Raw genomic sequence first — 18978 nt, 5'->3', positions numbered from 1 at the left:
ACTACAATGTTCGTCACTCACACGGTGAGATGTGCCCTGATACACGCCCCGATTGATGCCAGCGGGTACGCCCGAAGTAATCTGAATAAAAGGCCGCCACGGAGGGGCTGACCGGCGCAGACGATGAGCCCATGCGGTTCCTGCGCCCGTCGGTCACCGGTAGGAGAGATGACACATGACTTCAGCAACCATTCCCGGTTTGGATCCCGACAGCGCGCCGACGTCGCACGCCGAACTGTTGGCCTGGGTGCGAGAAGTCGCAGAACTCACCGAACCGGAGCGGGTTGTCTGGTCTGACGGCTCTGACGACGAGTGGGATCGCCTCACCACCCAGCTCGTCGCCGCCGGGACCATGACCAAGCTGGACGAGAAGAGGAAGCCCAACTCGTTCCTGGCCAACTCCGACCCCGCTGATGTCGCACGCGTGGAATCACGCACCTACATCTGCTCGAAGAACGAGATCGACGCCGGTCCCACGAACAACTGGGTCGATCCGACCGAGATGCGCGCGACGATGACCGAGCTCTACCGCGGCAGCATGCGCGGCCGCACCATGTATGTCATCCCGTTCTGCATGGGACCGATCGGCTCCGACGACCCCAAGCTGGGCGTCGAGATCACCGACTCCGAATACGTCGTGCTGTCGATGCGTGTGATGACCCGGGTCGGCCCCGAGGTCGTCGCGGCGCTGGGCGAGGACCGCTTCTTCGTCAAGGCGTTGCACTCACTGGGCGCCCCACTCGAGGCCGGCCAGGAAGACGTGCCGTGGCCGTGCAACGAGACCAAGTACATTACCCACTTCCCGGAAGACCGCGAGATCTGGTCGTACGGTTCGGGTTACGGCGGTAACGCGCTCCTGGGCAAGAAGTGCTACTCGCTGCGCATCGCGTCGGCCATGGCCCACGACGAGGGCTGGCTCGCAGAGCACATGCTCATCCTCAAGCTGATCAGCCCGGAGGACAAGGCGTACTACATCGCCGCGGCGTTCCCGAGCGCCTGTGGCAAGACCAACCTCGCGATGATCCAGCCCACCATCCCCGGGTGGCGTGCCGAGACCCTCGGTGACGACATCGCCTGGATGCGGTTCGGCGAAGACGGCCGTCTGTACGCGGTCAACCCGGAGTTCGGCTTCTTCGGTGTCGCGCCCGGTACCAACTACAGCTCCAACCCCAACGCCATGAAGACCATGGAGGCGGGTAACACCATCTACACCAACGTCGCGCTCACCGACGACAAGGATGTCTGGTGGGAGGGCCTCGAAGGCGACCCCCAGCACCTCATCGACTGGCGCGGGAACGACTGGACCCCGGACTCGGATACACAGGCAGCGCACCCGAACTCGCGGTACTGCACCCCGATGAGCCAGTGCCCGATCATGGCGCCCGAGTGGGATGACCCGCAGGGTGTGCCGATCTCGGCGATCCTGTTCGGCGGCCGGCGCAAGACCACCATCCCGTTGGTGACCGAGGCCCGCAGCTGGCAGCACGGCGTGTTCATGGGCGCCACCGTCGGCTCGGAGCAGACCGCAGCAGCCGAGGGCACCGTCGGTGCCATCCGCCGCGACCCCATGGCGATGCTGCCGTTCCTCGGCTACAACGTCGGCGACTACCTCAACCACTGGATCGACCTCGGCAAGAACGCCGACGAGTCCAAGTTGCCGAAGGTGTTCTACGTCAACTGGTTCCGTCGCGGCGACGACAAGCGCTTCCTGTGGCCAGGATTCGGTGAGAACAGCCGCGTGCTGAAGTGGATCGTCGAACGCATCGAGGGCAAGACCAGCGGTGTCGAGACCCCCATCGGAATCGTGGCGACGCCCGAAGCGCTGGACCTCGACGGCTTGGACGTCTCCGAAGCCGACGTCGCCGAAGCGCTCGCGGTGAACCCCGATGAGTGGCGCGGTGAAATCCCGTCCATCGAGGAATGGTTCGACTTCGTCGGCGAGAAGCTGCCGTCGGGCATCCGGGACGAGTTCGAGGCGCTCAAGCACCGGCTCGGCGCCGATTCTTGATCCTTCAAGTCACTTCTGAACGCGCGCAGGCGAGGCCGCACCGGTAGCGTCCCGCTCATGAGGCGAGCGAAGCTGCGCGGTGTATTGGCAACGGCCACAGGAGTTGTCGCGGCCACGCTGGCAGCGGGTCTGATTGCACCCGTGAACGCTGCGGCAGCACCTGTGGTGTCCGCGAAGTTCCTGTCGACGACAAACCTGCCGTTCGACTGGATCCCGGCGCCCGCCCGCTTCGGGGGCATCTCCGGCATCGACGGTGACGGTCGTGGCAACTACTCGGTGATCACCGACGACACCGGCGCCAATGGACCCACCCGTTACTACGACGTCAGCGTTCCACTCAACCGCGACGGCATGTCGGTCGGCGCCCCCGCGCTGGTCGGCGGTGGTGTGGTGCTGGGGCCGAACAACATCCCGATGCTGCCCGGCTCCGGCTACGAGTTCGAGGCCATCAGGCACTACGGCGACTCGTTGATCGTCGCCAGTGATGGGCCCGAGCCGTTCATCCGGATGGTCTCGGCCCCAGGGCTCCATCAGCGGGACTTCGCGCTCCCCGCCGCGTATGTCCCCAAGAAGGGCAGTGGGCTGCGGGGGCACCTGGGTCTGGAATCCCTGGCGGTGAGCGAGGGCGGCCTCATCAGCACCATCACCGAGAACTCACTCGCCCAGGACGGCCCACGGCCCAGCCTGTCCGCAGGCACCAGCTCGCGGCTGCTGCAACTACGTGGCAACGGCAGTGTGAGCGGCGAGTTCGTCTATCGCACCGACCCGCTTGCCCCGGGTTCGTCGGGCCGGGCGTTCAAGGGTGTCTCGGAGGTGTTGGCCGTCAACAAGACCGACTTCCTGGTGCTCGAACGCGGTTACGATCCCGCTCGCAACTCCTACGACATCAAGATCTTCTGGACGACCACCAACGGCGCCGACCGGGTCACGGGTAAAGCCGCCCTGGCGGGGAGCGAGAAGGCAATGCCGAAGCACTTGGTCTACAACCTGAGCAGCTTGACGAATCTGAGGCCGGGCAACGTCGAAGGTCTGGCGTGGGGGCCGAGACTGTCGAACAATCGGCGCGCTCTTCTCGCCGTGTCCGACAACGGCTTCAACTCGCCTGCCGTACCCAACAAGCTGCACGTGATGGCCGTGCAATTCCCTCGCTGACCTGTATTCGCTGGACCGCGACCTCACTCTGCGGTACTACTGCGAGGGGGCCAAATCATCCTCACGGCCGATTCGTCGGCGGGATGTAGGGGAAAGATCAGGGTGGTCCCCGATGATTCGGCGATGGCATGGCAGTCAGTATTTGTACTGCCGGTAGCCAGGCATCGTGCATTAACTGACCGAGAATGAGAAAGGCCAGACATGACCGCCCCACCCACCGCAGTTGCGGCCCGCGCGACCGATCTGAAGAAGATCTACGGATCCGGAGACACCCAGGTGCATGCATTGGCGGGTGTCACCGCGGAGTTCGTCCGAGGTGAGTTCACGGCCATCATGGGCCCGTCCGGGTCCGGCAAGTCCACGTTGATGCACTGCCTCGCCGGACTCGACACCGCGACCAGCGGAACGGTGAGCATCGGCGACACCAATCTGACCGATCTCTCCGACAAGCAGATGACGCTCCTGCGCCGTGACCGGATCGGCTTCGTGTTCCAGTCCTTCAACCTGGTGCCGACCCTGACGGCTCGGGAGAACATCACGCTGCCGCTCGACATCGCCGGCCGCAAACCCGATCAGCAATGGTTCGACACCGTGATCGGGCGTCTCGGTATCGCCGATCGCCTGGGCCATCGTCCCAGCGAGCTGTCCGGTGGCCAGCAGCAGCGAGTGGCGTGTGCGCGGGCGCTGGTCGGGCAACCCGAGATCATCTTCGGTGACGAGCCGACCGGCAACCTCGACTCCCGGTCTTCGGGCGAGGTGCTCAGCATTCTTCGCGCCGCGGTCGACGAGTTCGGCCAGACCGTTGTGATCGTCACCCACGACCCCCGTGCGGCGAGCTATGCCGACCGGGTGGTCTTCCTCGCCGACGGTCAGATCGTGCAGGAACTCCGCAATCCCGATGCAGACGAGATCTTCGAGTACATGAAGAACCTCGACGAGACCCCGTCGACCGGAGGCTTCTCGCGCGCTCCCAAGGAACTGTGATGGCGTCGAATGCGATGCGCAGGGTCTCACTGAGAAACCTTGGCGCGCATAAGCTTCGCCTTGTCCTGACTGTTCTGTCGGTCGTGTTGGGTACCGCTTTTGTCGCCGGTTCGATGATCTTCACCGCGACCGTGTCCAGCGCCTTCGACGGGATCTTCGACAAGGTCGCACTCGGTGTGGACACCCAGATCTCACCGGAGGACTCCAATTCGTCGGGTGTGCCCGATTCGGTCCTCACCCAGATCGAGGACAACAAGGCCGAGCTCGGAGTGGCGAAGGTGTTGCCGCAGTACAGCGGTCCGGCCACCATCGCCAAGGCCGACGGCAAGGCGTTGCAGACGGGCGGCGCGCCCAGTGTGGGCAGTGCCTTCCAGTCGCCGGACCAACGGCTGTCCGACACCGAGAGCAATCTCATCGACGGCCGTGCTCCGGCTGCCCCCAACGAGATCGCTCTCAACGATTCGTCCGCCGACGAGGCCGACCTGAAGCTCGGGTCGACCACCAAGGTGGCGGTGGGCCGTGGCAGCGGGGCGCCGATGGAGGTGACGGTGGTCGGCATCCTCGACGTGCCGGGCGCCACCAGCGGATTCACCAGTATCCAGTTCCAGGAGGAGACTGCCAAAGACCTGTTCACCGACGGCTCGCATTCGCAGGCGATCGACCTGCAGGCGGTGCCGGGTGTCAGTCCCGAGCAGTTGAAGGAACGTGTCGCAGGTCTGATCGGCGACGACTACAAGCTGCGCACCGGCGACCAGGTGCGTCAGGACGAGAAGGACTCGATCAACCAGTTCCTCGACGTCTTCAACTACATCCTGCTGGCGTTCGCCGCGATCGGGCTCATCGTCGGCACGTTCATCATCTACAACACCTTCTCGATGATCGTGGCCCAGCGGGTGCGAGAGTTGGCCCTGCTCAGGGCGATCGGGGCCAGTCGCAAACAGGTCACCCGTTCGGTGCTCCTCGAGGCGTTTGTCGTCGGCCTGATCGGCGCGCTGGTCGGACTGGTCACCGGCATCGGGATCGCGGCGGTGCTACGCGCCGTGACGTCCTCGACGGGACTGCCCACCGCGTCGCTCCAGGTCGGTCCGTCGGCGATCATCGCCTGTCTGTTGGTGGGCATCGTGGTGACGATGGTCAGTGCGTATGCGCCGCCAGGCGGGCGTCGAAGGTGTCGCCCGTGGAGGCGATGCGCGAGAGCCTCACCGATGGTCAGGCGTCACTCAAGGTGCGCACCATCGCAGGCATCGTGCTGGCGGTCATCGCATTGGCGCTGCTGGCGATCGGTACCTCCGGTGAGGGGTCCGGAGCTGCGAGCATCGTCGGACTCGGTGCCCTGGTGATGATCTTCGCGGTGGTGTTCGCCGCGCCTGCGTTGTCGCGTCCGGCGGTCACCGCGCTCGGCGCGGTGCTGGCTAGGCCCTTCGGCAAGATCGGTCAGCTTGCGCGTACCAACGCTGTCCGCAATCCGAGGCGTACTGCCGCAACAGCTTTCGCGTTGACACTCGGTTTGATGCTGGTTGCGGTGATCGGCACTCTCGGTTCGACATTCAAGGGCACGATCGACGATGCGATCGACACCGGACTGACGGCGAATCTGCTGGTGTCCGGCGATCAGGGCAGCGGGTTCTCGCCCCTGGTGGTGGAGGCCATCGCCGAGATCGACGGTGTCGAATCGGTTGTCGGCTTCGGGGGCATCCAGGCCGAGGTCGATGGTCAGGGTGTCTTCGGGTACTCGCCCGACGGTGACATGTACTCGGTCACCCCGTACGAGATGGTCGAAGGACCGCGAACGATCGAACCGGACGGCATGATCGTCGGCGAACGCACGTCGAAGGAGAAGGGCTGGGACGTCGGCGAGACGATCGAGTTCACGAACTACGACGGCACGGTGGTCCCGGTGAGGGTGACCGGCATCTTCAAGGACAACCCGCTGATCGATCCGTGGGCGATGGGCTCGGATGCCTACGAGAAGCTGATCCCGTCACCGCTGCGGCAAGAGGTCTTCGCCGCCATCAAGACGGTGCCGGGCGCCAACGTCGACGAGGTGAGCGACCGGGTCGAAGATGTCACCGCCGACTACCTGACGGTGAAGATCCGCACGCCTGCCGAGTTCAAGGGCGAGCAGTCATCGCAAATCGACCAGATGCTGAGCGTCCTCTACGGAATGCTCGGACTGGCGTTGGTGATCGCAGTCCTGGGCATCGTCAACACGCTCGCCCTGTCGGTGATCGAACGTAAACGTGAGATCGGGATGTTGCGGGCGATCGGGATGGCCCGCGCTCAACTACGGCGGACAATCTACGTCGAGTCGCTGTTGATCGCGATCTTCGGTGCGCTGCTCGGTGTGGTGCTGGGCGTGGCATTCGGCTGGGCTTTGGTACGCACCCTGAAGTACTGGGGTCTGGGTGCTCCGGTGTTGCCGTGGAGTCTGATCGTCGTCACGCTGGTCGGTGCGGCCGTTGTCGGAGTGCTGGCGGCCCTATGGCCGGCCTCACGGGCGGCGAAGACCAAACCGCTGGATGCGATCGACAACTAGTCCGCGACACCGCATACGCAAAACCCCCGCGCCGATCACGGCGCGGGGGTTTTGTCCGTTTTCCGGTCGGCGCGAGCGGGTAAGCGGGGCGCGAGGAGGACATCATGAGTACACATGGTCTGGTTTTCGCCCCGACACCTTTGCTGACGGTCACCATCGAGGCCGACGCCAGCGACGCTGCGGAGCTGCACGTCCACGCCGGAGGGCAGGGCTTCTGGATCGCCCGGATGATGGAGACGCTCGGCCTGAACACCACGCTGTGTGGGGTGTTCGGCGGCGAGGCCGGAAAGATACTGCGCCCGCTCATCGAAGGTGAGGGCGTCGCGGTGCGAGGCGTCGCGATGGGCGGCGAGAACGGCTCGTACGTCCACGACCGGCGCAGCGGCAACCGCCTCGAAGTGGTGAGTGTGCGTCCGCAAGTGCTCACCCGGCACGAGGTGGACGACCTCTTCAGCAACTGCCTTGCCGAGGGTCTCACCTCGGGCGTCGCGGCACTCGGCGGCCCCCATGAGGACGGAGTGATCCCGGACGAGACCTACGGACGCCTGGCTGCAGATCTGACGGCCAACGGGATCCCGGTGGTGGCCGACCTGTCCGGCCCGACCTTGCAGAGCGCGCTCGAAGGTGGCCTCGACATCCTCAAGGTGAGTCACGAAGATCTCGTCGAGGACGGGTTCGCGAAGTCGGAGAAGCCTGCGGATCTCGCCACCGCGATGGAGGAACTCGGAGAAAAGGGCGCCAGGGTGGTGGTGATCTCCCGAGGTGAGGAATCCACGTTGGCCTGGGAGGACGGCCAGTTCTGGGAGGCCATCGCGCCGCCCGCCCAATCGGTCGATCATCGGGGTGCCGGCGACTCGATGACCGCTGCGCTGGCCGTGTCGACCGCGCAGGGTGAGTCCCTCGAGTCGGGACTGCGGCTGGCGGTCGCGGCGGGTGCGGCAACGGTGACCCGGCGAGGGCTGGCGACGGGCCACGGCGAGGTGGTCCGGAAGTTGGCCGAACGAGCCGAGGTCCGCAAGGTGGACCGCCCCGGAAAGGGCACCTCGTGAAGGTGCTGATCACCAACGACGACGGTATCGACCGCGCCGGGATTCACGTGCTCGCGCGGGTTGCGACTGACCTGGGTCTCGACGTGGTGGTCGCCGCGCCCGACCGGGAACGCAGCGGCGCGAGCGCGTCGCTCAGTGCCATCGAAGACGGCGGTCGCTTGCGGATGCGAGCCACCGACCTGACCGAGTTGCCCGACGTGACGGCTTACGCCGTGGACGCGTCGCCTGCCCTCATCGCTTTTGTCGCGTGCGATGGAGCTTTCGGGTCACCTCCGGATCTGGTGTTCTCCGGGATCAATCACGGGCCCAACACCGGACACGCGATCTTGCACTCGGGGACGGTCGGTGCGGCGTTCACCGCTGCCGCCCACGGCGCTGCGACGTTGGCGGTGTCGGTGGACGCCACCGAGCCCCGCGATTGGGACTGCGCGGCCGAGGTCGCGCGTGTCGCAGCAGCGTGGGTGGTCGACAAGGCCCAGCCCGGTTCGGTGCTCAACGTCAACATCCCCGATCTGGCCAGAGCGGATCTGAAGGGGCTGCGGCGGGCATCGCTTGCACCGTTCGGGGCCGTGCAGGCCCGGATCGGGGAACGAGATGAGGAGTCGGTGGCGGTGACCTTCGATGAGATCCGTGCCCAGGAGCAGGACGACAGCCCGCCGGGTTCAGATGCCGCCCTCATCGCGGACGGGTGGGCGACGGTGACCGCCCTCCGGGTCCCGCCGATCGAGGCCCCGGACACCGACCTCGACGGGCTTGTCCTATAGCGGATTGGTCGGGTCGGCCTTACGGAGCAGGAGCACCAAGTTGGTGCCCAGTACTTCCCGGATCAGTGGCACCTTCATCACCCACCACAGCCGCCCCGGGAGATATCGCGGAAAGGCGGCCACCAGTGTCGCCTCGCTCGGCGGCACCGAACGTGCCCACCGCAGCCCGTCGGCGGCGGTGACCTTGAACAACGATGTGCCGTAGAGGTTCTTGGGCCGGTGGCCGTGCTTTCTGGTGTACCAGCGGGCCGCCCGGGCACCGCCGAAGTAATGGGTCAGACCCATCTCGTGGCCGCCGAACGGTCCGTACCAGAGGGTGTAGCTGAGCAGGACGAGGCCGCCGGGGCGAGTGACCCGCAGCATCTCGCGGGCCATGGACCAGGGCTCGGCGACGTGTTCGGCGACGTTGGACGAGTAGCAGATGTCCACCACGGCGTCGGCGATCGGCAGTGCAGTCCCCGACCCGCGGACACCGGCCTGCTGGGGGAGACCGGCGGCATGCATCTCGTCGGGGTCAGGTTCGACCGACACGTAGTGGGCTCCGCGACGCCGGAACACCTCGGCGAAGTAGCCGGGACCGCCTCCCACATCAAGGACAACCTTGCGGTCGAGGCCGGCCGGGCCGCCGGGGTCGAGGCCAGTGACGCCGCGGTGCAGCGCCTCGATCAACTCCACCGAGTCATCGGCAAGGGCGCCGTAGAAGCGGTCGGGGTCGGACTGCTCGTACCGGAAGTGGTTCAGCAAGGTGGCCGAACGGACCACCGTGGCGCGCTGACGGGCACGGCGGGTGGTGTCTTTCACCAGCGAAACGATACGGGTCGGACGTCGGTGGTGATCCGGCCGCTACCCTGGCCAGCAGTGAAAAACGAACAACCTGACAACGTCGCCCACGGTGAGTCCACCGCGCCCGTCCGCGAGGTGCTGTTGCTGTGCTGGCGCGACTCCGACCACCCGCAGGGTGGCGGCAGCGAACGCTACCTCGAGCGCATCGGGGCCGAACTCGTCCGCGACGGGGTGCGCGTGACCCTGCGGACGGCCGGCTACCCGGGGGCGGCGCGCACGGAGATCCGTGATGGCATCCGGGTCTCGCGCGGCGGTGGCCGGCTCAGCGTGTACCCGCGGGCGCTTGCGGCGATCGTTGCCGGCCGGCTCGGCCGTGGACCGATGGCCGGGCTTGATCCCGACGTGGTGATCGACACCCAGAACGGCATTCCCTTCTTTGCCCGCTGGGTGATGCGCGCGCCGGTGGTGGTTCTGGTGCATCACTGCCATCGCCGCCAATGGCCGGTCGCAGGCGCCGCGATGGGCCGGATCGGATGGTTCATCGAATCCCGCCTGTCACCGTGGGTGCATCGAGATTCGCAGTATCTGACCGTGTCGTTGCCGTCGGCCGAAGATCTCGTCTCGCTCGGTGTGGACGCCGGGCGGGTGTCGGTGGTGCGCGCAGGCACCGACCCGTCACCTCACGTCGATGTCGAACCGGATCCTCGCCGGCTGGTGGTGCTCTCGCGGCTGGTGCCGCACAAACAGATCGAACACGCGCTCGAGGTGATGGCCCAGCTCGCGACCACCCATCCGGACGTGACGTTGGACGTGGTGGGCGACGGCTGGTGGTCGACCCGTCTTCGTGAACGCGCGACCGAACTCGGTGTCGACCGGCGCGTGAGTTTTCACGGGCATGTCAGCGAGTCCGACAAGCACCGCATCCTTGCCGGGTCGGCGCTACATCTGATGCCGTCGCAGACCGAGGGGTGGGGACTTGCCGTTGTCGAGGCCGCGGGCCATGGTGTGCCGACCATCGGGTATCGATCTTCTCGAGGTCTCACCGACTCCGTGGTCGACGGCGTGACCGGACTGCTCGTCGACGACCTCGACGAGTTGGTCTCGGCCACAGCGGAATTGCTTGATGAGCCGGCGCGGTGCCGGGAACTCGGCGACAAGGCGCGTGAACGGGCCGGGGACTATTCGTGGTCGGCGGCGGCCGCCCGGGTGAAATATGTTCTGGCCGAAACGGTCTCAGGGCGACGTGTGTCGGGGCTCGTCAGAGATCGAGTGCCGCACCGGGTTTCACCTTGAAGCTCGGCATGTCTTCGAGTGACACCGTGGCCTCGTAGGTGCGGTCGTAGCCGGTCGCGCTGATCTTCCATCCGTCTGCCGTCCGGATGTAGCGGTCGTTGTAGAACGCCGCCCCGAAGAGCATGAAGTTGAAGTCCGCGACGATGACCCGGTCCTGCAGGTACCACCGGCCCGTGGCCTCGTTGCCGTCGACGGTGATCTCTGGGTGGTCGACTCGATGCTCGGTCAACACCGCGGCCCCGAGCGACGACTTCATGAAGTCGACGAGCTGGGCGCGGGTGGTGAACGACAGGCTGTCGCCGTAGTCGCCGGTGACGTCTTCGGCCAGGGTGGTCTCGAACTCCTCCCACGCCTTGGTGTCCAAGGCACGGAGATATCGGTATTTGAGCTGTTTGATCGCTTCGATCTGTGTGAATGTTTCGAGCTCGTCCACTGCCTAGAGCCTCTTTCGGTGCGCCGTTCGGTGGGGCCATTTCAGCACAGCTGCGAGTAATCCATTGGCGATCAGCACAATCCACACCAGATGGGCAACCCACAGCGAGCCCCGCTCGACTGTTGAGGGCTCGCCGATTGCACTGTGCAAACGATCGACGTCCACCCGATAGACGCGCAGATCGGCACCGTCGAAGACGAGGTCGAGCTGGGCCAGGGTGCGCGGGGCCGCGTCGATGGCGGAATCGCCCTCGACGAGAACCCATCCGACGCCCAGTGCTGCGAGCGCCTGCGGTGACGATCCGGCGAGGAGTGCTTCCTCGGCTCGGGTGGCCCGTGAATCGGGTCGGTCGACACTGAGGCCATCGACGATCAGCTCACCCGATTGCAGGACGTCGGCGCGCAGGAGTCTCGGGGCAGGATCCAGGGACACCGAATCGGCGAAGGCGTACTGGCGGTTGGTCCCCACCGGGAGCACCAGCACATCGCCATGCCCGGACGTGATGGTGTCGGCAACTGCGTGCCAGTCGCCGGGGTAGCGGATCGGGGTGAGCGAGTTGCCCACACCCCACGCGAGGTCGGGCAGTGGGGCGACGATCAGGGCGGAGGCGACGACGGCGGCAAACCCCTTGGGCACGTGTCGGCCGGCCGATTGGACGGCTGACGCGGCAGCCAGCGCGTATGCCGGAACCGCGAGGGCGATCCATTTCTGGGTGTCGCGCAGCAGGCCGGTGCCGGGCACCGTATCGACCAGCCATTCCAGGATCGCCATGCCGAACGGCGTGGCCGCGAGGGCGACCAGGACAACCGAACCGGCCGCAAGGCCGCCCGCTGCCCTGATCACCGGGTTGCGACGGCGGTGCCACAGTCCCGGGAGCCCGGCGAGGACAACAACCAGGAGGGCGGCGGTGGCCACCAGCGCCCACGGCGAGGTCCGGCTCTCGGGTACGGCGTCGGCGTTCCACACGCCACCGAGGCCCAGCAGCGAACCGGCCGTTCCGAGCCACGGCTCCGCGCGGGCCGCGAACAGCGCGACGGATCCTGGATCAGCCGTGCCGGTGCCCGCACCCAGGAACGATGCGGTCAGCCACGGGAGGGACGCCGCCGCCCAGAGCACGGACGCGGTCAGCGCCATCCGCCAGTCGCGCCGGGCAAGCGCCGGGATGACCAGACCGGCGAGCAGCACAAGTCCGGCGAGTAGCGAACCGGTCGGCGTGATCCCGGCGACGGCGAGCCAGCCCGTCAGCACCGACCAGCGAGCCCAGCCGCCACCGCGGCGGACGTCGACCGCGGCGACCAGGATCCATCCGAGCGCTGCGTAGCCGACGAGAAGACTCCACTGGCCCTGCAGAAGGCGTTCGGCCACATAGGGATTCCAGACGGCGGTGACCGTGGCCGCCAGCATGCCGGGTGTCCCCGCCGCGGGCAGGACGCGCCGAGCCAATCGGCCGTACCCGACGCCGGCCAGCACGATGGCCGCGAAAGTCAGTGCCTTGACCACGATTCCACCGTCGATCACGCCGGAGGCGACGGCGATCAGCCAGTCCTGCGGCACGGCCCGCGGCGCAGAATCGGACAAGCCGAGTGCCGAGTCGGTGACGAACGAGCGGGGAGTACTGACCATGTCACGGATCAGCAGGTATCCCGGACCGAAGACGGGCCCGAGGATCGCCATCGACAGGGCGATGCTGGTCAGCCACAGGCTGAGCCAATGCCTGCGGGTCATGCATGGACCCTAACAAGCGCTAACGGAACACCTTCGCCAGTCGGGAGACGGCCTCACCGATGACGGGCACCGGCGTCTCCCCGAACGTCAGGCGCAGGTGAGAGTGGTCGGATTCGGCGGGAAACCACGGCGTTCCCTCGCCGACCATGACGCCTTCGGCGTGAGCGGCCGCCGCCACGTCCCGATCGTCGAGCCCGTCCGGGAGTCGCACCCACAGATGCATGCCGCCACGGGGCACCGCGGCGACCTCGATCTGTGGGATCAACCGCCCCAGGGATCCCAGGAGGGCATCCCTGCGCTCTCCGAGTGCCCGGCGCACCTGCCGGTTGTGCCGGGGCCACGCGGGGGAGTTGAGGAACTCGACGGCGGCCTCCTGGACGGGGCCGGCCACGTAGAAGTCGTCGAGCATCTTGGCCGCCCGCAGCCGCGCCAGTGCGGGTCCCCGAGCGCACAGGGCGGCGACCCGCATCCCGGGCCCGACGGGCTTGGTGAGCGAACGGATGTGCACCACATGGCCATTGGGATCCTGTGCCGTCAACGGCGGGGGTGGGTCACCGTCGATGCCGAGGTACCGCGCGTAATCGTCTTCGATCACGAACAGTGAATGCTGTTCGGCCAGTTCGATGATCTGCCTGCGGCGATGTCCGGCCAGCGTCACCCCGCTCGGATTGGCGAACGCCGGCTGCACCACGAGCAGCCGGCTGCCGGTGCGGGCGATCGCGTCGGCCAGCAGGTCGGTCCGGATACCTTCGGAGTCCATGGGCACGGGAATGACCTCGGCGCCATGACTGCGGACGATCGCGATGAGCCCCGTGTACGTGGGGCTCTCGACGATCACGGACTCTCCTGGCCGGATCAGCGCGCGGACCGCCACCGACAGCGCGGTCTGTCCGCCGGCGGTCACGATCACCTCCGACGCGTGGATGGCGTCGATCTCGGATGCGAACCAGCGGCGCAGTTCCGGACTGCCCTCGATGGGGTAGCGGCCCCAGCTCCGGGAACGTTTGATCGCCCGGGTCATGGCGGCGTCGAGTGCGGCGTGAGGCAGCAGTTCGTCGTCGAGATACCCGCCTTTGAGCCGGACGACCTCGGACCCGGGGACACGCCACAGGTCGAGCGTGCGGGAGAGCTCGGGCGGCATCCGGGCGCCCAGTACCGATTCCTGCCACGAGGTGTCGGCCGGCGAGCGCGGTGGCGCCGCGGCTGCGACAAAGGATCCGGCACCCGGTCTGACGTCGACGAGACCTTCGGTGGCGAGATCGCGCAGAACCCGCTGCACGGAGTTGGGCGAGACGCGATGCTGCTCCTGCAGCGACCGTACCGACGGGAGCCGGGTACCCGGCGTGCTCTGAGTGATCAGGGCACGCAGACTTTCGGTCAGGACCGATACTCCGCTATCGTTGTACATGAAGATCAACGATAACAGTTCGCGGTTTTCGGCGATAGCAGATAACGGACGTCGAAAGTCGTCCGCTCATGCCGGCGTGCTGCTGGGTGGTCTCGGTGTTCTGGCTTTCAGTTTCTCGCTGCCCGCCAACAAACTCGCCGTCGCCGGAATCGATGCGGTGGGGGTCACGGTCTGGCGGGCGGCGCTGGCCGGGCTGCTCGCGCTGGCGTATGTGCGGATCGTCGGGGCGCAGCGTCCGGCCCCGCACGACCTCGCCGCCTTGCTGTGTTCCGGTCTGGGTGTGGTCGTCGGTTTCCCGCTGTTCTCCTCGCTGGCGCTGGAGAGGATCGACTCGGCGACCGGTGCGGTGATCCTGGGACTGCTGCCGGCCATGACCGCCACATTCGCGGCGTTGCTGGGCGGAGAGCGACTGCCATGGCTCTTCTGGGTCGCGACCGGCGCCGGCGTGCTCGTCCTCTGTGCGTTCCTGGTCTCGACGAGTCCTGATGCGCTGTCCGGGTTCGCGCTGAGCTGGGGTCACCTGTGGATGGTGCTCGCGACGGTCAGTGCCGGGTTCGGATACGCGGTCGGCGGAACCCAGGCAAAACGGATCGGCGGAGCGCAGAGCATCTCGTGGTCGCTGGTGCTGCTGCTGCCGATATCGGTTCCGTTGTGCGCGCTCACCGCCGCGACGGGCTCGTTCTCGCTGACCGGCCCGGTGGTGATCGGGATGTTCTACATCACCGTCATCTCCCAGTTCCTCGGGTTCTTCGCCTGGTACGGAGGGCTGGCACGCGGTGGTATCGCCCGCGTGGGGCAGATCCAGCAGGTGCAGCCGCTGCTCACCATCGCGTGGTCGGCGCTGCTGCTGGGCGAACACCTCGACCGGTGGATCTACCCGGTGGGTGTGGTGCTGGGCCTGCTCGTGTGGATCGCGCAGCGTGCGCGGTTCCGCGAAGCCGCACGCACCGCCCCACCTGTGCCGGCGCCCGCCGCATCTGTTGCGAACGAGCCTGTCTCCCTGCGCCGCTGATCGCTCCTGCGAGACTGAACCCATGGCGATGGGTGCGATGGCGGGAGTGGGTGGCGTGGCCGCCGGCACGATGGTCGCCAACATCTGCGCCTACCTCATCCACCTACCGGCCACCCGGTGGTTGTCGCCCGCAGAGTACGGCGAGTTCGCAGTGCTGCTGCAGGCGATGCTGGTGCTGGGTGTCCCGGCGCTGGCTCTGCAGGTCGTGATCGCCCGGGAGGTGGTGCGAAGGCGTGCTGTTGCCGACCTGATCTCGATCACCCTGCGGACCACTGCGGCGGTGCTGGTGGCCGCGGCCGTCGCCGTACCGGTGGTGATGGCGGTGGCCGATACCGGCCTGGCGGCCACGATCGCAGCTTTCTCAACCGCACCCCTGCTGGTTCTGATCGCTGCCGGTCAGGGCATATTGCAGGGCGGACAACGGTTTTCGGTGCTGTCGTGGGTGCTGGCGGGTGTGGGTGTGGCCCGCACCGTGCCCGGTGTGGTCGCGTTGGCGGTCGGCGCGGGCGCGGCCGGTGCCCTCACCGCAACCGCGGTCGGCGCAGCCATCGCCGCTGCCGTCATCTGGCTGATCGTGTTGGCGGACAAGCCTGCCGACAGCGCGATGTCCGACGGTTTGGCGCTGCGGCTCGTGCTGCACGCCTCGCAGGTCCAGCTTGTGTTGATCGCACTGTCGTCAGTGGATCTGCTCGCCGCCCGGCCGATCCTCGGCGAATACGACGCGGGGGTGTACGCACTCGGGACCATCGCCACCAAGGCGGCGTTCTGGTTGCCGCAGGCGATCGGCGTGGTGCTGTACCCACAACTCGCAGACGTCGCGAAGACGGCCGGCGCCCTGCGTACCGCGGTCGGGTGGCTCACGGCCATCGCCGCGACCGTGGTGGTCGGTGCGGCGATCTGTGGGCCACTGGTTCCGGTGATCGCCGGTGAGGACTACCGGCCTGTCGCCCCGATCCTCTGGTTGTTCGCTCTCACCGGGAGCGCGCTGTCGGTGCTGCAGGTGGGCCTTCTGGCGGCCATCGCGCGCGACCGCACCTGGATCGGCCTGCTGAGCTGGACGGTGCTCGCCATCGAGGTGGTGCTGGTGGTCACCGTCGCACACAGCATCGTCACGCTCGCCGTGATCGCTGCGAGCTGCGCGGTGGTCGGAACGGTGTCGACGCTGGTTGCGCTGAGCGCCACCCGGACGCAAGACCGCGGTCGTACTGTGGATGCATGAGCATCCGCCTCGGCTATCAGATCCCCAATTTCTCCTACCCCGGCACCACCGCAGAGCTGTTCCCCACAGTCATCGCGCAAGCGCAAGAAGCCGAAAGATCCGGTTTCGACACCGTTTTGGTGATGGATCACTTCTATCAACTGCCCGGCATCGGAGCCCCCGACGAGCCGATGCTCGAGGCCTACACCGCTCTGGGTGCCCTCGCCACGGCCACCTCGACGATCAACCTGTCGACGCTGGTCACCGGCAACACCTACCGCAATCCCGCGATGCTGGCCAAGACCATCACCACGCTCGATGTGGTCAGCGGGGGCCGGGCGATCCTCGGACTCGGTGCCGGATGGTTCGAACTCGAACACCACGAGATGGGTTACGAGTTCGGCACATTCACCGAACGCTTCGAACGACTCGAGGAAGCGTTGCAGATCATCGAACCGATGCTGCGCGGAGGCAAACCCGAGCTGGATGGCAAGTGGTACCAGGCGCACGGCACCCGCACCTCACCGCTGTTGCGCACCGACATCCCGATCATGCTCGGCGGAGGCGGCGAGAAGAAGACGTTCGGCCTCGCCGCCCGGTACGCCCAGCACCTCAACATCATCGCGGGAGTCGACGAGTTGCCTCGCAAGCTCGAGGCACTCGCGAAGCGATGCGAGGAAGCCGGCCGCGACCGCTCGACGATCCAGACCAGTTTCCTGGCGTTTGTCATCCTCGACCCCGATGGCGACAAGGCCCGCGCTCAGGCGGCAGATCTGCTGAAGGCCAGGGGAATCGACCGCGCCACCGCGACGGACGAGGAATGGGCGCAGGCAAACAGCAGGTTCTTCGTCGGTGCGCCCGACGAGGTCGCGGCACAGATCAAAGAACGCGTGATCGATGCCGGAGTGGACGGCGTCACCATCAACATGGTCACGAACGGTCACGTCCCCGGGATGGTGGAACTCGCCGGAAAAGCGTTGTCCCCGTTGTTCGCCTAGGCGGTGAGGCCGGCCCGCCGGACTATTCGCCGGGCCGGCGCCAGGGCTCGTCGCGATTGCGGCGCAGCGGATCATCCTGGGACTGGGGCACATCGGACTGGGGCACATCGGACTGGGGCACATCGGACTGGGGCACGTCGGATTGCTGCGGCGTGACCCAGCCCGGGTCGCCTGTCTGCGGTTGCTGCGCCGAACCGCCATCACCGATCCGTTGCTGATCCATGTACGGATAGTGGTCGCCGACCTCGGCGAAACCGTCCCCGCGGTCGTCGCGCACAGCGGGGATCTGACGGGTCTGATCGGGATCGTAGGGCTGTTGCTCGTGCGAACCCATCGGTGCGCCGGCGGGATAGACGTTGCCACGGTCGTCGCCCCGATACTGCCCGATCAGATCGGTGCGCTGCTGCTCGTTCGGGTCGTACGGCGAATCCGAAGCCGGTGCAGGGGTTTTCGGTCCTCCGCGCAGGAGCAACCACACGCCCGCAGCCAGCAGCAGGAGGCCGAGGATTCCGATCACGATGGGGATCCAGCGACCCCAGAGCTTGATCGGATCGTCGAGACTCTTGGCGTCACTGGCCAATTGCTCCTGGGTGCTCTGGTTGTACGAGAAGACGACGTCCAGTGCGGTCAATTTGTAATCGAGCATCTCCTGCGGGGAGTCCTCGCTGACGTTCAGCTTGAAGTACTGCTGGACGTGCTCACGTTCGTTGATGATCGTTCCGCTGACCGGATCGACGTACAGGTCGCGAGTGGTCTTCTGGATCAGCGAGGCAGGCAGCCGGTCGTTGTTCCGGGATCCCGGGAATCCGCCGTACCAGCCGGCAGGCTGGTCGATCGAGGTTCCGGCGAGCTGCTGATCGTTGGCATCGGTCAGGGTGCTCAGATCCATCTCGGGGACCTCTTGGGTGAAGTGATAGGTCTTCACGCCCTGGATTTCCTGCTCGTCGACAAAGGTCAACGGGTTGGTGGTGCGAGTCGGCAGATCGAAATAGAGGTAGCTGTCGTTCTTCTCGACGCCGAACGGGAACCGGTACTGCAGGCCCTTGCGGTCGGGGAGGCTGACGCTGTTCTCACCGGCGTCGACCTGCACCTCGCTCTGTCCGCCCCCACTGATCTGCGGTTCGGCAGTCTTGCGGTTGGTGGTGATGCGGTCACGGGTGGCGGTGAGCAGCGAGCTCATGCAACCGGAGTCGGCCCCGTCGGCGGGCGGGGTGACGGTCTCGTCGCCATCGGTGTACGAGTCGATGCGGACGGAGTTACCTGCTTGGAAGGTGACCTTGTCGGCATCGGCCGGGTCCACCACGAGCACGCGTTGCTGGTCGGTCAGGTGTGCGTCGGACACCTCGGCGCGGGGGCCTTCCAATGAGCAGCGGTTGAAGATCTTCGCCGGCAGCGCATCGCTGTTCGAGACACCCTGTTGCGCTTGACTGTCCGACACGCTGGTGATGTCGAGGTCCATCGGCGTCTTCTTCAACGTACCCACGTAGTAAAGGGGTAGCGCGATGGCGGCCACCAGCAGCAGAGCCCCCAGGAAGATCGCGACTGGTCCGGCAAGGTCTCTGGCAGACATCCGAGGCCCTGTAGCCATACGTCGGTTCTCCTTCAGGTCTTCGATCGGTGCAGCTGGAGGTTTCT

The 18978-nt window shown here is 66.5% G+C and carries 14 protein-coding genes and 1 pseudogene; 10 read left to right on the top strand and 5 right to left on the bottom strand.

Features of this window, described 5'->3' with window-relative positions; translation table 11 throughout:
* Positions 1-175 precede the first annotated feature (175 nt).
* The 6 genes and pseudogenes from MVA47_RS25760 to surE all read left to right on the top strand — a co-directional run bounded on the left by MVA47_RS25760 (position 176) and on the right by surE (position 8493).
* A complete protein-coding gene (locus MVA47_RS25760; RefSeq protein WP_247210414.1) occupies positions 176-2008 on the top strand; it encodes a phosphoenolpyruvate carboxykinase (GTP) in 1833 nt (610 codons plus the stop codon).
* 57 nt (positions 2009-2065) lie between these two features.
* Entirely contained in the window at positions 2066-3160 is a 1095-nt protein-coding gene (locus MVA47_RS25755; protein ID WP_247210413.1) for an esterase-like activity of phytase family protein, read from the top strand.
* A 201-nt stretch (positions 3161-3361) separates the two neighbouring features.
* The gene (locus tag MVA47_RS25750) at positions 3362-4144 is read left to right on the top strand and encodes an ABC transporter ATP-binding protein (RefSeq protein WP_247210412.1); all 783 of its coding nucleotides are present in this window, start codon (positions 3362-3364) and stop codon (positions 4142-4144) included.
* Positions 4144-6680 (top strand): annotated as a pseudogene (locus MVA47_RS25745) (ABC transporter permease). Before MVA47_RS25750 ends, MVA47_RS25745 begins: the two are co-directional and overlap by 1 nt.
* A 104-nt stretch (positions 6681-6784) precedes the next feature.
* Complete coding sequence (locus tag MVA47_RS25740) at positions 6785-7729, top strand: PfkB family carbohydrate kinase (RefSeq protein WP_247210411.1); 945 nt, start codon at positions 6785-6787, stop codon at positions 7727-7729.
* Positions 7726-8493 (top strand): 5'/3'-nucleotidase SurE, encoded by a 768-nt coding sequence (surE, locus tag MVA47_RS25735; protein ID WP_247210410.1) that lies wholly within the window; start codon positions 7726-7728, stop codon positions 8491-8493. The genes MVA47_RS25740 and surE overlap by 4 nt, the downstream gene beginning before the upstream one ends.
* Here the strand turns inward: surE and MVA47_RS25730 are convergent.
* Positions 8488-9294: a class I SAM-dependent methyltransferase gene (locus tag MVA47_RS25730; RefSeq protein ID WP_247210409.1), complete on the bottom strand. Its 807-nt coding sequence runs from the start codon at positions 9292-9294 to the stop codon at positions 8488-8490. The two genes, surE and MVA47_RS25730, sit on opposite strands and share 6 nt — an antisense overlap.
* 57 nt (positions 9295-9351) lie before the next feature.
* Between MVA47_RS25730 and MVA47_RS25725 the strand changes: the two genes are divergently transcribed.
* A complete protein-coding gene (locus MVA47_RS25725; protein WP_247210408.1) occupies positions 9352-10569 on the top strand; it encodes a glycosyltransferase family 4 protein in 1218 nt (405 codons plus the stop codon).
* Here MVA47_RS25725 and MVA47_RS25720 read toward each other — a convergent pair.
* From MVA47_RS25720 to MVA47_RS25710, 3 genes are read right to left on the bottom strand one after another with little or no spacing between them, the layout of a single operon-like run.
* The gene (locus MVA47_RS25720) at positions 10535-11002 is read right to left on the bottom strand and encodes a nuclear transport factor 2 family protein (RefSeq protein WP_247210407.1); all 468 of its coding nucleotides are present in this window, start codon (positions 11000-11002) and stop codon (positions 10535-10537) included. The two genes, MVA47_RS25725 and MVA47_RS25720, sit on opposite strands and share 35 nt — an antisense overlap.
* Positions 11003-11005: 3 nt before the next feature.
* Entirely contained in the window at positions 11006-12727 is a 1722-nt protein-coding gene (locus MVA47_RS25715) for a hypothetical protein (RefSeq protein WP_247210406.1), read from the bottom strand.
* 19 nt (positions 12728-12746) lie between these two features.
* Positions 12747-14135: a PLP-dependent aminotransferase family protein gene (locus MVA47_RS25710; RefSeq protein WP_247210405.1), complete on the bottom strand. Its 1389-nt coding sequence runs from the start codon at positions 14133-14135 to the stop codon at positions 12747-12749.
* Between MVA47_RS25710 and MVA47_RS25705 the strand changes: the two genes are divergently transcribed.
* Genes MVA47_RS25705 through MVA47_RS25695 form a run of 3 tightly spaced genes read left to right on the top strand, consistent with a single transcriptional unit; the run spans position 14134 to position 17343 of the window.
* A complete protein-coding gene (locus tag MVA47_RS25705) occupies positions 14134-15147 on the top strand; it encodes a DMT family transporter (protein ID WP_247210404.1) in 1014 nt (337 codons plus the stop codon). The two genes, MVA47_RS25710 and MVA47_RS25705, sit on opposite strands and share 2 nt — an antisense overlap.
* Positions 15148-15169: 22 nt before the next feature.
* Entirely contained in the window at positions 15170-16366 is a 1197-nt protein-coding gene (locus MVA47_RS25700) for a polysaccharide biosynthesis protein (RefSeq protein ID WP_247210403.1), read from the top strand.
* Complete coding sequence (locus tag MVA47_RS25695) at positions 16363-17343, top strand: LLM class F420-dependent oxidoreductase (RefSeq protein WP_247210402.1); 981 nt, start codon at positions 16363-16365, stop codon at positions 17341-17343. Before MVA47_RS25700 ends, MVA47_RS25695 begins: the two co-directional genes overlap by 4 nt.
* Before the next feature lie 22 nt (positions 17344-17365).
* On the opposite strand, the gene MVA47_RS25690 is transcribed toward MVA47_RS25695, so the two are convergent.
* Positions 17366-18913 (bottom strand): DUF3068 domain-containing protein, encoded by a 1548-nt coding sequence (locus MVA47_RS25690; RefSeq protein WP_247210401.1) that lies wholly within the window; start codon positions 18911-18913, stop codon positions 17366-17368.
* Between the last annotated feature and the right edge of the window lie 65 nt (positions 18914-18978).

The organism is Williamsia sp. DF01-3 (genome assembly GCF_023051145.1).
In the GTDB taxonomy this organism is placed as follows: Bacteria; Actinomycetota; Actinomycetes; order Mycobacteriales; family Mycobacteriaceae; genus Williamsia.
This window is presented reverse-complemented; position numbering and strand designations above follow the sequence as displayed.

Coding starts and splice junctions, on each gene's coding strand:
- MVA47_RS25760 (WP_247210414.1), top strand. CDS start 176: ATGACTTCAGCAACCATTCCCGGTTTGGATCCCGACAGCGCGCCGACG.
- MVA47_RS25755 (WP_247210413.1), top strand. CDS start 2,066: ATGAGGCGAGCGAAGCTGCGCGGTGTATTGGCAACGGCCACAGGAGTT.
- MVA47_RS25750 (WP_247210412.1), top strand. CDS start 3,362: ATGACCGCCCCACCCACCGCAGTTGCGGCCCGCGCGACCGATCTGAAG.
- MVA47_RS25740 (WP_247210411.1), top strand. CDS start 6,785: ATGAGTACACATGGTCTGGTTTTCGCCCCGACACCTTTGCTGACGGTC.
- MVA47_RS25715 (WP_247210406.1), bottom strand. CDS start 12,727: ATGACCCGCAGGCATTGGCTCAGCCTGTGGCTGACCAGCATCGCCCTG.
- MVA47_RS25705 (WP_247210404.1), top strand. CDS start 14,134: ATGAAGATCAACGATAACAGTTCGCGGTTTTCGGCGATAGCAGATAAC.
- MVA47_RS25710 (WP_247210405.1), bottom strand. CDS start 14,135: ATGTACAACGATAGCGGAGTATCGGTCCTGACCGAAAGTCTGCGTGCC.
- MVA47_RS25700 (WP_247210403.1), top strand. CDS start 15,170: ATGGCGATGGGTGCGATGGCGGGAGTGGGTGGCGTGGCCGCCGGCACG.
- MVA47_RS25695 (WP_247210402.1), top strand. CDS start 16,363: ATGAGCATCCGCCTCGGCTATCAGATCCCCAATTTCTCCTACCCCGGC.
- MVA47_RS25690 (WP_247210401.1), bottom strand. CDS start 18,913: ATGTCTGCCAGAGACCTTGCCGGACCAGTCGCGATCTTCCTGGGGGCT.